The organism is Agrobacterium burrii (assembly GCF_017313405.1).
GTDB lineage: Bacteria > Pseudomonadota > Alphaproteobacteria > Rhizobiales > Rhizobiaceae > Agrobacterium > Agrobacterium burrii.
Genome location: NZ_JAFLNA010000005.1, coordinates 137038 through 150605 on the forward strand (window position 1 = coordinate 137038; position 13568 = coordinate 150605).

The 13568-nt window shown below is 58.2% G+C and carries 13 protein-coding genes; 4 read left to right on the forward strand and 9 right to left on the reverse strand.

Features of this window, described 5'->3' with window-relative positions; genetic code table 11:
* Window positions 1-99: 99 nt before the first annotated feature.
* From JZX89_RS11470 to rirA, 6 genes are all read right to left on the reverse strand, one after another.
* Entirely contained in the window at window positions 100-840 is a 741-nt protein-coding gene (locus tag JZX89_RS11470; RefSeq protein ID WP_207134110.1) for an ABC transporter permease, read from the reverse strand.
* Window positions 837-1775: an ABC transporter ATP-binding protein gene (locus JZX89_RS11475; RefSeq protein ID WP_207134111.1), complete on the reverse strand. Its 939-nt coding sequence runs from the start codon at window positions 1773-1775 to the stop codon at window positions 837-839. The genes JZX89_RS11470 and JZX89_RS11475 overlap by 4 nt, the downstream gene beginning before the upstream one ends.
* Window positions 1772-2938, reverse strand: coding sequence for an ABC transporter permease (locus tag JZX89_RS11480; protein ID WP_207134112.1), 1167 nt, complete (start codon window positions 2936-2938; stop codon window positions 1772-1774). The genes JZX89_RS11475 and JZX89_RS11480 overlap by 4 nt, the downstream gene beginning before the upstream one ends.
* Before the next feature lie 87 nt (window positions 2939-3025).
* On the reverse strand, window positions 3026-3937 hold the full coding sequence (gene osmF / locus JZX89_RS11485; RefSeq protein ID WP_153515283.1) for a glycine betaine ABC transporter substrate-binding protein OsmF: 912 nt from the start codon (window positions 3935-3937) through the stop codon (window positions 3026-3028).
* A gap of 137 nt (window positions 3938-4074) precedes the next feature.
* Window positions 4075-5121 carry an AbrB family transcriptional regulator gene (locus tag JZX89_RS11490; protein ID WP_207134224.1) on the reverse strand — a complete coding sequence of 349 codons (1047 nt, stop codon included), beginning with the start codon at window positions 5119-5121 and terminating at the stop codon, window positions 4075-4077.
* Between the two features lie 170 nt (window positions 5122-5291).
* Window positions 5292-5762, reverse strand: coding sequence for an iron-responsive transcriptional regulator RirA (gene rirA, locus JZX89_RS11495; protein WP_142840815.1), 471 nt, complete (start codon window positions 5760-5762; stop codon window positions 5292-5294).
* Window positions 5763-5935: 173 nt separating this feature from the next.
* Here rirA and JZX89_RS11500 point away from each other — a divergent pair, with 173 nt between their 5' ends.
* Window positions 5936-6985: a Fe(3+) ABC transporter substrate-binding protein gene (locus JZX89_RS11500; RefSeq protein WP_207134113.1), complete on the forward strand. Its 1050-nt coding sequence runs from the start codon at window positions 5936-5938 to the stop codon at window positions 6983-6985.
* A gap of 46 nt (window positions 6986-7031) precedes the next feature.
* Here the strand turns inward: JZX89_RS11500 and JZX89_RS11505 are convergent, their stop codons facing one another.
* The 3 genes from JZX89_RS11505 to JZX89_RS11515 form a co-directional block, all read right to left on the reverse strand.
* Complete coding sequence (locus tag JZX89_RS11505; protein WP_207134114.1) at window positions 7032-8102, reverse strand: M48 family metallopeptidase; 1071 nt, start codon at window positions 8100-8102, stop codon at window positions 7032-7034.
* A complete protein-coding gene (locus JZX89_RS11510) occupies window positions 8092-9162 on the reverse strand; it encodes a YjgN family protein (protein ID WP_207134115.1) in 1071 nt (356 codons plus the stop codon). The genes JZX89_RS11505 and JZX89_RS11510 overlap by 11 nt, the downstream gene beginning before the upstream one ends.
* A gap of 227 nt (window positions 9163-9389) precedes the next feature.
* Window positions 9390-10886 (reverse strand): CoA-acylating methylmalonate-semialdehyde dehydrogenase, encoded by a 1497-nt coding sequence (locus JZX89_RS11515; RefSeq protein WP_207134116.1) that lies wholly within the window; start codon window positions 10884-10886, stop codon window positions 9390-9392.
* A 166-nt stretch (window positions 10887-11052) separates the two neighbouring features.
* On the opposite strand from JZX89_RS11515, the gene JZX89_RS11520 reads away from it, so the two are divergent.
* The 3 genes from JZX89_RS11520 (at window position 11053) to JZX89_RS11530 (ending at window position 13289) form a co-directional block, all read left to right on the forward strand.
* The gene (locus JZX89_RS11520; RefSeq protein ID WP_207134225.1) at window positions 11053-11370 is read left to right on the forward strand and encodes a putative quinol monooxygenase; all 318 of its coding nucleotides are present in this window, start codon (window positions 11053-11055) and stop codon (window positions 11368-11370) included.
* The gene (locus JZX89_RS11525; protein WP_149898281.1) at window positions 11367-12248 is read left to right on the forward strand and encodes a LysR family transcriptional regulator; all 882 of its coding nucleotides are present in this window, start codon (window positions 11367-11369) and stop codon (window positions 12246-12248) included. The genes JZX89_RS11520 and JZX89_RS11525 overlap by 4 nt, the downstream gene beginning before the upstream one ends.
* Window positions 12249-12371: 123 nt before the next feature.
* Window positions 12372-13289, forward strand: coding sequence for a DMT family transporter (locus JZX89_RS11530; RefSeq protein ID WP_153515367.1), 918 nt, complete (start codon window positions 12372-12374; stop codon window positions 13287-13289).
* The last annotated feature ends 279 nt before the right edge of the window (window positions 13290-13568 follow it).

Consider the following 13568-nt stretch of genomic DNA (forward strand, 5'->3'; position numbering starts at 1 on the left):
TGCCTGTGTCACCCGAACCTCTGATGTTTCTGTTTCGACGGTCAGCCCCTAACATGTGTGGCAGGTATCGGGAATATAAAAATGCGGAGCTTGCCCGTGTCAGTGCCCGGTTTTGCGAGCTGCGGTCTTTTCCAGCGCGGAAAAGGCAGCGTGGATCAGGATTGCCAGTGCGGCGACAATCAAGCCGCCCTGCAGGATGAAGGCGAGATTGTTGGATTGCAGGCCGGCGATGATCACTTCGCCAAGCGTGCGCGCGGCGACGGTGGAGCCGATGGTGGCGGTTGAAAGGCTGATGACTGCCGACAGCCGTATACCTGCAAGAATGGCCGGCAGAGCAAGCGGTAGTTCCACTTTGACAAGCCGCTGCCAGCCGGTCATGCCGCTCCCCCTGGCGGCATCCATCACCGTGGCGGGCAGGGTCGTAAGCCCCGTCAGCGTATTTTCGAACACGGGCAGCAATGCGTATAAAAACAGCGCAATAAGCGTCGGTTTCTCTCCAAAACCGATCATCGGCACCGCAAGCGCCAGTACCGCCACGGGCGGGAAGGTCTGGCCAATATTGACGATGCTACGCGACAGCGGCAGGAAATCCGCCCCGAAAGGCCGGGTGACGAGAACTGCGAGCGCACCCGCTACCAATGTGGCCAGTCCCGTGGCGATCGCCACGGTGGTCAGATGCGAGAGAGTGAGGGAGAGCAGATTGGCCTGCGTGTAGATCGCCGGTGCATTGGCCTGCACCAGAGGGCGGAATATCGGCGCGAAGATTTGCGGCGCTGCAAGAAAGACGATCAGCACCAGCACCAGAAATCCGATTGCAAGGAAAGAGGCCGCGTTTTTCATGAGGCTCCGGCAGCACGCTGGAGGAGAACGTCCCGCCGCACCCGGCCGGCGATTTGGCCATCGTCTTTAACGACCGGCAAGACATCACAGCCCGCCCATAACATCGCTGACAGGGCATCGCGCTGGCTTGTATGTTCGGTGAGCGGTTCTCCCTCGGCGCTTCCCGGCTCCACGATGTCAGCAATGGAGAGAACCGAAAGCAGTTTCAGCGCGCGTTCGTTTTCGCCGATCATGGTGCGCACGAAATCGGTTGCCGGTTTCAGCACCAGTTCGGCCGGCGGGCAGTCCTGCACGATGCGGCCCTTGTCCATCACGGCAATACGGTCCGCCAGATGAAAGGCCTCGTCCATATCATGGGTGACGAGGACCACGGTAACGCCGAGCTTTTTCTGAATATCGAGAAGATCATTCTGCGCTTTGGCGCGGATCACCGGGTCGAGTGCGCCGAAGGGTTCGTCCATCAACAAAATGTTCGGCTCTGCGGCGAGCGCCCGCGCCACACCGACACGCTGCTGCTGGCCGCCGGAAAGCTCATGCGGAAAACGGTCGGCATAAAGCGCAGGATCAAGCTGAAAGAGGTGCATCAGCGCATCGATTTTCGCCTCGATACGTTTGCGGTCCCAGCCGACCAACTGCGGAACGGTGGCTATATTCTCCGCCACGGTCCTGTGTGGAAACAGGCCATGGCCTTGAATGGCATAGCCGATCTGTCGGCGCAGTTTGTAACCCGGCATCGTGCTGACATCCTCGCCGTCGATCCGGATCGTGCCGGAGGTCGGTTCCACCAGCCGGTTTATCATCCGCAGCAGCGTGGTTTTTCCCGATCCTGATGTGCCGACGATGACGGTGACGGTGCGCGGTGCGACGGTCAGCGATACCTGTTCCACTACGGCCGCATCGCCATATCGTTTCGTGATGGTGTCGATCTCGATCATGCCTGTTGCCTTCCGCCTGCGCTGAAGAGATTACTGTCGATGAGGGCGTCGAGTGTGATCGCGGCGGCAAAGCCGAGGAGAACGGTCGGCACGGTGCCGAGCAGCACGAGGTCCATGGCCGTCTGTCCGATGCCCTGAAATACGAAAACGCCAAAACCGCCGCCGCCGATCAGTGCGGCGATCGTCGCCAGCCCGATATTCTGCACCAGCACGATGCGAATGCCGGTAAGGATGACCGGCATGGCCAGCGGAAACTCCACCCGCAGCAGCCTTTGCACCGGCGTCATGCCAAGCCCGCGCGCCGCTTCCCGGACTGCTTGCGAAACGCCGGAAAGGCCGACCACCGTGTTGGAAACCACCGGCAGCAGTGAATAGAGAAACAGCGCCACGAATGCGGGCGCCATGCCGATGCCGGCAATGCCGATCTTTGCCGCGCCCGGCACAGTGGCGGCGATCCATCCGAGCGGCGCGATCAGAAGGCCGAAAAGAGCGATGGACGGGATGGTCTGGATGATGTTGAGGCTGTTCAGCAGGCCGGCACGCAACCGTTCGACCTTGTAACAGAGTATTCCCAGCGGAATGCCCGCGACGGTCGCCGCGATCAGCGAACCGATGGCCAGCTCCACATGCCGTAGCGCCTCTGTCCAGAATATGTCGGCCCGGCCGGTATATTCCTTTATGATGGAGAGATCGCTCCAGAGACCGCTGGTTAAGATCCCTGCAAGCGAGGCAATCGCCAGCAGCAACAGCAAAATGCGCAAGGCGGGTTTCGGCTGGAGACGGGCAATGCAGTCCGTCGCAAGCAATGACAGCCCGGCAAACATCAACCAGAAACCGCTGGCAGGCGAAACGCGGGCAAAGCTGTTGCCTCCAGGTGTCAGGACGGACGCGGCCTGCCCGACGAAGATCGCCAGCGCCGCAAGGCCAACCAGTGCGGCTGCGAGTTTCAGCCGAACCGGAAAGCGGAAAAAGGCGACGAAGGTGGCGAGAAGGATGAGGGCGACGAGGAGCATTGAGGCCGTAGCCGTAAGCGCCTCGAAGATCGTCCGTGTTTCACCCTGAACGATCCGGTTGGCGCGGAATATCATGAAGGGCGACGCGAAAAGCGCATAAAGGAGAAGGCACGAAATCAGCACGCCCACCTTGTCAGGCCATTTCGACAAATTTCGCTCCCCTTGGGTATTAAGTGCGAGCGGGATGACGAAAGCGACATATGTTCTCGTCATCCCGATCTACCATTTCACAAGCTATTACTTGAGGAAACCGTTCTTTGTCAGGAAGTCGGTTGCCACGGCCTTGGCTTGTTCGCCGCCCACCTGCACGCGGGCATTCAGATCCTGCAGCGTTGCCAGATCAAGTTTTTCGAACACGGGTTTCAGCAATTCCTCGATATTGGGGTTCTTTTTCAGAACCTCTTCACGAATGATCGGCGCGGGTTGATAGACCGGCTGCACATGTTTGTCGTCTTCCAGCACGACGAGCCCCGACGGCGCGATGCCGCCATCGGTGCCGTAAACCATGGCGGCATTGGCGTTGTTGGTCTGATTGGCGGCAGCGGCGATCGTGGCGGCCGTGTCGCCGCCGGACAGCGTGATCAGCTGCTCCGATTTCAGGGTGAAGCCATAGGTCGTCTGAAACGCCGGCAAGGCGGCGGCGGAATTGACGAATTCGGAGGAAGCGGCAAGAACCACCTCGCCGCCACCGGCAACATATTTGCCGAAATCCGAAAGCGACTTCAGATTGTTCTTGTCGGCGACATCCTTGCGCAGTGCGATAGCCCAGGTGTTGTTTGCCGGCGAGGGTTGCAGCCAGACGATCTTGTTGGCGTCGTAATCGAGCGTTTTAGCCTCTTCATAGCCCTTTGCGGCATCCTTCCACAGCGGATCATCTGCCTTGGAGAAAAAGAAGGCGGCATTGCCGGTATATTCCGGGTAGATATCGATTTCGCCCGCCGTGATCGCCTTCCTCACCACCGGGGTGGCGCCAAGCTGGATGCGATCGGTTGTCTCGATATTATTCTTGTTCAGCACGGCAAGGATGATGTTGCCGAGAACACCGCCCTCGGTGTCGATCTTCGACGACACCACCACCTGCGCCTGAGCGATGGAAACAGAAAAAGCAAGCGCAAGTCCGGCGCCCGTCAACGTCATCAAGCGATTCATGAATGTTCCTCCGGTGGGTCAGCCTGCCGAACAGGCGAAAGATCGCCGCCGCAATTGCGGCCAAACAGGAACGGCCGGGAGGAGAAATGGTTGCATGCCCTCCGGATTTTTCGCGCTGGTCATCCGGTCTGCTGCCGTCAGGTCCTGTCGTTCCGTTTGCGGGCGTCCTTGCCCATGACGAGCGGCATGAGAACGGAGAGGAACAGAAGCCTTATGACGTGGTGGGAGCCGACATAGGCGGTATCGGCATGCATCATCACCGCCATGGCCGCCATGGTTTCGAGACCGCCCGGCGCATAGGCGATCATCACGGCATTGAGCGGAACGCCGGTGACGCTGGAAATCATCCAGGCGATGCTGCCGGCGATCACCATTACGGCGATGGTGACGACGAAGCCGGCTAGAAAACCCTTGCGCACTTCCATCAGCGATACGTTGGAAAAACGCGTGCCGATGAGACAGCCGATCAGCACATAGACCGGCAGGCTGAGCCAGGTGGGAACACCGCCCTGCGTGAGGCCGGTAATGTGCGTGCCGATGGAAACGGCCACACCGCCGAGCAGCAGGGCTGCCGGAAATCTCCAGCGCAGGAAAAGCCAGCCGGTCAGAAGCGATGCGGCGATGGTTAGCGCCAGCGTTAGCAGACCCATTGGCGGATTGGTGATCAGCGGTTCGGTGCTGACCAGATCGAAATATTCGACGATCAGCGGCACGGAAAGCGTCAGCGCCAGCACTCTGACACTTTGCACGATGCTGACGGTCGCAAGGTCGCTTTTCGTTTCCGCCCCAAGGCTGATGATATAACTGAGGTGACCGGGGGAGGCGCCCAGCATCGCCGTCGTCCGGTCGTATCCGAAGCCGTAATGCAGAATCCAGTAGGCGACATAGAGCATGATGACGACGGCGACGAGCACCACGACGAAGCTCAGTGGCCATGTCTTTGCCGCGTCGATGACCGAGGGCGTCACGCTCGTTCCCATCGAAATACCAACGACGACAAAACAGGCATTGCGGATGAAGGCGGGAATTCCGAGCTTTACGCCCGCCAGTCCGGTAATCGTCACGGCAAGCGCTGGTCCCGAAAGGAAGGGGGCGGGAACATGAAGCAGGCTGGCGAGCAGTGCGCCCATGCTGCCGACAAGGGCGGTAAGCGCAAATGTATGGAATTCAGGCTTGATGATCATTGCGACGCTGATTGTTTGCTTCAAAAAAGCTCGCGACCAAATGCGCCGCTTCGTCTGGCGGCGTCAACCTGCATCGCCAAAAATATTATATTTCAAGAGTAGTTTATAAAAGAAAAGCCCGCGACCTGTGGGTACGGGCTTTGGCTTTCGCTGTTCTGCTATGCGCGTGATCAGGCGGCGGGAAGGGTCATGGCCTTCGGCATTTCCGTATCGATTCCGAGCAGGAAATTGATCTGCGGGCGCGCCTTGACGAGATCGTCGATCGAATATTCCGCGAGAACATCGAAGAAGGCATTGAGCGCCTTGCGCAGCGCCGAGTTCAGGCCGCAGCTATCCACAAGCGGACACTCAACGGCGCCGTCCTCGAAGCATTCTGCCATGGCAAAGCTGTCTTCGGTCACGCGCACCACGTCGAACAGGCTGATCTTTTCGGCAGGCTTGCCGAGCCGCACGCCGCCATTGCGGCCACGCACGGTTTCCACGAGGCCCGCCTTGTTGAGCGGCTGCAGGATTTTGAAAAGGAACAGCTCAGATACGCCGTAAGCTCTGGCGATCTCTGGAATGCGGCTCAGCTTGCCTTCATTCGCAGCGCAATACATCAACATGCGAACGGCATAGTTGGTCTGTTTGGTCAAACGCATGCTGGTCTCCTAACTCTCAATGTGGAGTTATATAGTCTCTTTTTCAGTTTAGAACAATTCCAGAAACCGAAAAAACTGGCGGCCATTCGATATTTCTCGAACAGCCTTGTTGACCGCCTCAATGATTCATGAACAAACAAGTCAAGAATCTGAATGTAATGGAGGCATTCGTAATGGCAAGCTTGAAATCGTATTTTTCCGCTGCCGTTTTTTCAGGGCTGACGATCTTTTCCGGTGCGCCCGCAGCTTTTGCGGAAGGCGAGGTGAATGTCTATTCCTACCGCCAGCCTGAGCTGATCCAGCCGCTGCTCGATGCCTTCACGAAAGAAACGGGCATAGAGGCCAATGTTCTTTTCCTCGATAAGGGGCTGGTGGAGCGCATCCAGGCCGAGGGTGTCAATTCGCCCGCCGATCTGCTGCTGACGGTTGATATCGCCCGTCTCGTCGAGGCGAAAGAAGGCGGCGTCACGCAGCCGGTTCTGAACGATCCAGTGATCGAAAAGGACATCCCCGCCAATCTGCGCGATCCGCAGGGCGAATGGTTCGGCCTGACGACGCGCGGCCGGGTGGTCTATGCCTCGAAGGAGCGGGTGACCCAGAAGGACATCACCTATGAGGAGCTTGCCGACCCGAAATGGAAGGGCAAGATCTGCATTCGTGACGGCCAGCATTCCTACAATATTGCGCTGATCGCCTCGATGATCGCCCATCATGGCGTCGATTACACCCGCACATGGCTGACCGGTCTGAAGAACAATCTCGCGCGCAAGCCGGATGGAACCGATCGCAGCCAGGCGAAATCGATCTTTTCCGGCGAATGCGACATCGCGCTCGGCAACACCTATTATGTCGGCCTGATGCTTACCAATGATCAGGAGCCGGAAGAAAAAGTGTGGGCGGGATCGGTGCGGGTGATCTTCCCCAATGCCGGCGACCGCGGCACGCATGTGAATATTTCCGGCATGGCGCTGACGAAATATGCGCCCAACAAGGACAATGCGCTGAAGCTGATGGAATTCCTGGCGTCCCGCGAGGCGCAGGAAATCTACGCCAAGCAGGTCTTTGAATATCCGGTACTGCCGGGTGCCGAGCCGTCCGATGTCGTCAAGGGTTTCGGGCCCATCAATCCGGATAAGCTGCCGTTGACGGATATTGCCGCTCATCGCAAGCAGGCGTCCGAACTGGTGGACGAAGTGGGTTTCAACGACGGTCCGACCAACTGACGCCGTTCTCAAGGCTTGCAACTCGAGTGCCGGGATTATCGGCGGATCAGTTACCCGCCGGTTTATTATCGAGTGAAGCGTTGTAATCGAGGATTGCTTTACGCCTTTCCGGTGTTCCCGGATGGGTGGAGACGATGCTGGTGCCGCCCTTGTCGTCGAGCTTTTCCTCAAGCAACGCGAAGAAACGCTCGATAGCGGTGGGGTCGAGCCCAGCCTTGCGCATCAGTACCACGGAGCGCTCGTCCGCCTGCCGCTCGGCATCGCGCGAATGCGATAGCGCCAGAAGACCGCCGCCCTGGGTGAGAATATCTTCCATGGCCGAACCGACATCACCGGCAATCAGCATGACGAGACCGGCGACACCGGCGGCGCGATAAAGCTGTCGCAGGCTGTGCTCATATTCCACATGGCCGATTTCATGCGCGAGAACGCCGGTGATCATCTGCCTGTCGTCACCTGCCAGCTCCACCAGCTCATCCGTCAGTACCAGCGTTCCATCCGGCAGCGCGAAGGCATTGGGGCCGATGTAACCGCCCTTGCGGAAATTCAGCTTGTAGTCCTCAGGCGAACCTTCCGCATGGGCGGCGATCCGGGCAAATTCCGCGCGGATGGCATCCTGCTCCTCCTGCGGTAGTTCGCTTGCGGAGAAGACTGTCTGGTCGAAGGCCTGCATGGTACTGGCCGACATGATCTGCGGAACGATCGGCGGGGTGACAGCGACCGCCAGTTCGACGAGCGCGGGAAGCGCCAGCTTGTAGGTGCCATAGGCCAGAAGAACGGCTGCCGCGGTGATGCCGATCAATCGCGGGCGGAACTGTTCCAGCCAGTGCACGACGCCGGTGCGTCTGGCGATATGAGCGTGAAGCAATCTGTCCACGCCGTCATTGTCACGTGTTTCGAACAGCGAACCATCGGGAAAATGCAACTCCCGGGGAATGGCGCCGACCCGGTGGCTGATCTCGACCGTTTTTATCTCGGCCTGGGTTCTGACATGGTTGTCCTTCGCGTCGAGCACGAGAAGGACCGTGCCGCCAAGCTTCAGCCTGGCGGCGCTGGAAAGGCTGGAGCGAGCGGCATGCCACTCGCCCGAAACGGTTTCTCTAATATCAGAAACCAAATTCAAAGCCTTCCATATCCATATATTCGGCGCTGACGGCGGCACCCGTTGCTTCCATCGAAGAAAGGACCTCGCCCACATCACCGTTGAAGCGGATCGCCGTGCGTTCCACGGTATAACGCGCCTCGCGCACCGCTGCCCATGGCCGCATCAAGCCGAGTGTGAAAACGGTGACAAGAAGGTTGGAGATGACGATCCAGAGGTAGCGCCCGCGATGCAAGTCGCTGTGCAGGTCGTGCTTTCCATCCAGCAGCATGGACGAAATAACGACGTTGCGAACGCCCGTGCGATAAACGACGCCCGCGAGGCCATAAACCAGAAATGCGCCGAAAAGGCCGACATAGAGGGAGGCAAGCGCGGTAACCATGGCGGCCGTCTCGTCTTCGAGGATAGCGCTATTGGCCGCAAAGGCGGCAATGCCGAAGAAACCGACCACGATGCTGCCGATCACCACCATGATCGCAGGAATGATCCAGACCTGGTAAAGCGCGCTGATCTTCGGGTCGGCACTGAAAGGCCGGTCACCGTAACGCAGGTTGCTGAAAATGTAGCGGTTTGCCCAGCGGCTGGACAGTGGTGCCAGAATGCCGAAGGAGAAAAGCGCGACGAGGCTGCCGAGCAGAATGGAGACGAAGGCGCCTCCCGCAGTGCCGACGAAATCGAAACGGACATTGCGATAGCTCGTCACCCGCGCATTGAAACGAATGCTGCGCGTGATGAGCCAGGGAAAGAAGATCATCAGCAGGATCGCCGGCACGAAGACCAGAAACGGATGGATGAGGCCAACAAGCTGCGAGACGACGATGAATGCAAATGCAATCAGCCGACCCTTGAAGATTTGCCCGCCGGTGGCGTGATAACCGAAAGCGCGGCCGGCCAGCACGGTGTTGCCATTGAAATAACGCTTGCGGCGCACCTTTGCCCAGGCGGAATAGATGCCGATCGTGACGATCGTCAGCAGAATATTGACGATCCAGATGCCAAAATATTCCTTGGCATTTCCACTGAACGAGCCACGTTCGAGCGCGCGCTGATCCGCGCTGACTGAGATTTCACTCATAATAGTCCCTCATGACATGCCCCTCTCCGGGCAGATTGAGTTTGCAGGCTTCCCCGTAATCTTCGATTGGCAGCGTCCCCACGCCGCAATGGCTCTCTTACGCGATAACAGCTTTAAGTGGAATTATTTTGACGAAAGAAACTTGATTTTTTTAGTAATCTTTTTAATCAAAAAAGCCCCGCTGTTTTTGCAGCGGGGCTTTTTGTTTTGGTTGCCGGTTTTTCGGCTTATTTCATCGTCGGCATGACGAATTCGGCACCCGACTTGATGCCGGACGGCCAGCGCGAGGTGATCGTCTTGGTCTTGGTCCAGAACTTGATCGAATCCGTGCCGTGCTGGTTAAGATCACCGAAGCTCGAGGCCTTCCAGCCGCCGAAGGAGTGGTAGGCAAGCGGAACCGGGATCGGAACGTTGACGCCGATCATGCCGATGTTGATGCGGCTTGCGAAGTCGCGTGCTGCATCGCCGTCACGGGTGTAGATCGCAACGCCGTTGCCGTACTCATGCTTCATCGGCAGTTCCAGCGCATCTTCGTAGTTCTTGGCGCGAACGACCGACAGAACCGGTCCAAAGATTTCCGTCTTGTAGATGTCCATGTCAGGCGTGACGTGGTCGAACAGGCAGCCGCCGACGAAATAACCGTCCTCGTAACCCTGCAGCTTGAAATCGCGGCCATCGACCAGCAGTTTTGCGCCCTGTTCAACACCGCTGTCGATCAGACCCTTGACGCGTGTCTGGGCTTCCTTGGTGACAAGCGGGCCCATATCGGCCTTGTCATCGGTATAGGGGCCGATTCTCAGGCTCTCGATCTGCGGGATGAGCTTTTCCACGAGCCGATTGGCCGTTTCTTCGCCAACCGGAACCGCAACGGAAACAGCCATGCAGCGCTCGCCGGCCGAACCGTAACCCGCACCCATCAATGCATTCACCGCCTGATCAAGATCGGCATCCGGCATGATGATCATGTGGTTCTTCGCGCCGCCGAAGCACTGCGCGCGCTTGCCGTTCATGGCGGCAGTGCCATAGACGTAGCGGGCGATCGGCGTCGAGCCAACGAAGGAGACCGCGCCGATATCGGGATCGGTCAGGATGGCGTCGACAGCGCCCTTGTCACCATTGACGACATTGAGGATACCGGCCGGAAGACCGGCTTCGATCATGAGTTCAGCAAGGCGGATCGGCAGCGACGGATCGCGCTCGGAAGGCTTGAGGATGAAGGCGTTGCCGCAGGCGATCGCCGGCGCAAACATCCACATCGGGATCATGCCGGGGAAGTTGAACGGCGTGATACCGGCACCGATGCCGACCGGCTGGCGGATCGAATACATGTCGATGGCCGGGCCAGCGCCCTCCGTGAACTCACCCTTCTGCAGATGCGGAATGCCGCAGACGAATTCACAGACTTCGAGGCCGCGGATGATGTCGCCCTTGGAATCCTCAACAGTCTTGCCGTGCTCGGTTGAAAGCAGCACTGCCAGCTCGTTGAGGTCGCGGTTCAGAAGTTCGACGAATTTGAAAAAGACGCGGGCGCGGCGTTGCGGGTTGGTGGCAGCCCATTTCGGCTGTGCCGCCTTGGCGCTTTCAACGGCGGCGCGCAGTTCGGCGTCGCTCGCAAGCGCAACGGTTGCCTGCACTTCGCCGGTCGCCGGGTTATAGACATTCGATGTGCGGCCGCTGGTGCCCTGCACATGCTTGCCGTTAATGAAATGACCGATTTCCTTCATGGGTAATCCTCCGCGATTTTTTGATGCTGCAGCATTGCACTTGAATTTGTACAAAGCAATGAACTCGGATAAGAAACCGTTGTGCGTAAATTAAAGCACGATGAGCATTTTTAGGCGTTTCCTGATCCGGCACGGCGAGTTCGCCATTCAAAAAGAAAGTCAAAAGATGGCGAGCGATGAAACTATCGTGAGGATGGCTGAAATAGAAATCGATCCGACCCATCTGGAAGCCTATCGCAGATTGCTTGCAGAGGAGATCGAGGCTTCTATCCGTCTTGAAAATGGCGTGCTTGCATTAAATGCGGTGGCGATCAAAGGCAGCCCGGAAAAGATTCGCATCCTCGAAGTTTATGCGAACCAGGCGGCATATGAGGCGCATCTGCAAACGCCGCATTTCCTGAAATATAAACAGCGTGTGGCGGGAATGGTGACATCGCTTACTTTGATCGAAGTTGAACCCTTAATGATGCGTGGCAAGCCATGAATTGGGACGACGTCCGCATATTCCTTGCCGTTGCCCGCTCCGGGCAGATTCTCGCCGCATCGAAACGGCTTGGGCTCAATCATGCAACGCTTTCGCGACGATTGACGCTGCTGGAGCAGGCATTGAAGACCCAGCTGTTTATCCGCCGGACGAATGGCTGCGAAATGACCGAGGAAGGTCAGCGGTTTTTGGGTGCTGCCGAGCGTATGGAAACCGAAATGCTGAATGCCCAGGCCAATCTCGGCCGCGTCGATACGGCGGTGGCGGGAACGGTGCGCATCGGCGCGCCGGACGGTCTTGGCGTTTCCTTTCTCGCGCCACGGCTCGGCCGGCTGACGGCCCGTTATCCTGACCTCAAAATCCAGCTCGTGCCCGTGCCGCGTTCCTTTTCTTTGTCGCAGCGCGAGGCCGATATCGCCATCACCATCGAACGGCCGGAACAGGGCAGGCTGATGTTCTCAAAGCTCACTGATTATTCGCTCGGGCTTTATGCCTCAGCGGACTATCTGGCCGAATATGGAACGCCGGCGGATGTCGAAGCGCTCAAGCGCCATCGTCGGATCGGTTACGTGGAGGACTTAATCTTCTCGCCTTCCCTGAACTTCACTGGTGAGATCATGCGCGACTGGGATGCCGCCTTTGAAATCTCCAGCGCCACCGGCCAGACGGAAGCGGTCCGGTCGGGCGCGGGCATCGGCATTCTGCACAATTACATTGCCGGGCAGTATCCTGAACTTCTGAGGATCATGCCGCATCTCGGTATCATCAGGTCCTATTGGACGGCCTATCACGAATCTGCCCGGCAATTGGTTCGTGTCCGCACCGTCGTTGATTTTCTTCAGGAACTCGTTGCCGAAGAGCGAGGAATCTTCACCTGAGGTCGATAGGCCGATCTATTAGTAATATTATTGCTCACGGCAGGCGCTCCGGGCTTGACAAATGATGGCCGGCTGGACGACCAATGCAGCCAATGGGAGAGGACGGAACCTGACATGCCGAATATGATACGTAAGCTTTCGCCGACTGGCCTCGGCGTGGCCGTCATGCTGCTTGGAATGCTGCTTTTTGCGCTGAACGACGCCATGGGAAAATGGCTGGTATCGACCTATAGCCAGGGGCAGGTCATCCTGATCCGAAGTGCTGCGGCCCTTGTCATCCTCGTTCCCATCGTCTGGCGAGCAGGCCTTTCCGGCCTCGTGAAGGTCGAGCGGCCGGGACTGCAGGTGGCGCGTGTCTTCTTCTCCACCGCAGAGCTTTTCTGTTTCTATTTCGCGGTTGCCAGCCTGCCATTGGCAGATGTCATGACCTACTGGCTGGCAGCGCCGATTTATGTGGCGGCTCTGGCACCATTTCTGCTCGGGGAAAAGGTTGGCTGGCGTCGATGGACGGCCATCGCCATCGGTTTCGTCGGCGTTCTCATCGCGCTGAAACCCAGTTCGGCAAGCCTGACCTCCGCTGCGCTGTTCTCCATTCTCGGCAGTGCGGCCTTCGCTTTCATGATGTTGTCGGGACGCCAGCTACGTAACACGCCCGATACCGTGCTCGCCTTCTGGCAGATCATCGGCGCGGCCCTTGCGGGCATTGTCGCGGTTTTCCTGACGCCGTCTGGATGGTTGCCGGTGCAGTCCAGCTTCGATCTGGCGTTCCTCAGCCTGCTTGGTGTTGTCGCCATGGCGGCGCATGTGCTGGTCAACCGGGCTCTGAAGCTTGCCGATGCTGCGACCGTCGCGCCGCTGCAATATACCTTGCTGCTCTGGGCGGTTATCTTCGGCTGGCTGTTCTTCGGCGACGTACCGCAGGCGAGCATCGTCGTCGGCGCAGGCCTGATTGTTCTATCCGGTCTCTATATTTTCTTTCGCGAAAATACCATCAAGCGCCGCCGCGAAATCGCTGAAGGACTGGCTGCAGAGCAGGTCTGATCCTGTTTTGTCTGCCGCGGCAATCATCACAGGACTTGACGAAGACGTGATCTTCAGGGAGTAAGAGAAGGTCCTGCGATCATATGTCTCGCATGGACAGAGGAAACAAAGGTGCCGGGCCCCTCTGGCGAGAGTTTTACGGCGCTCTCGCGATGTCGGTACCGCCTGCAAAAATTGGCCGGCGGATTAAAAACTATGAAAAACCTGAATGTGCTTCGCGCGCGTGCTTTCTGCGTGCGGGCTGATGCTCTGCATCTGTCCGTGAACGTCCTCGTTATT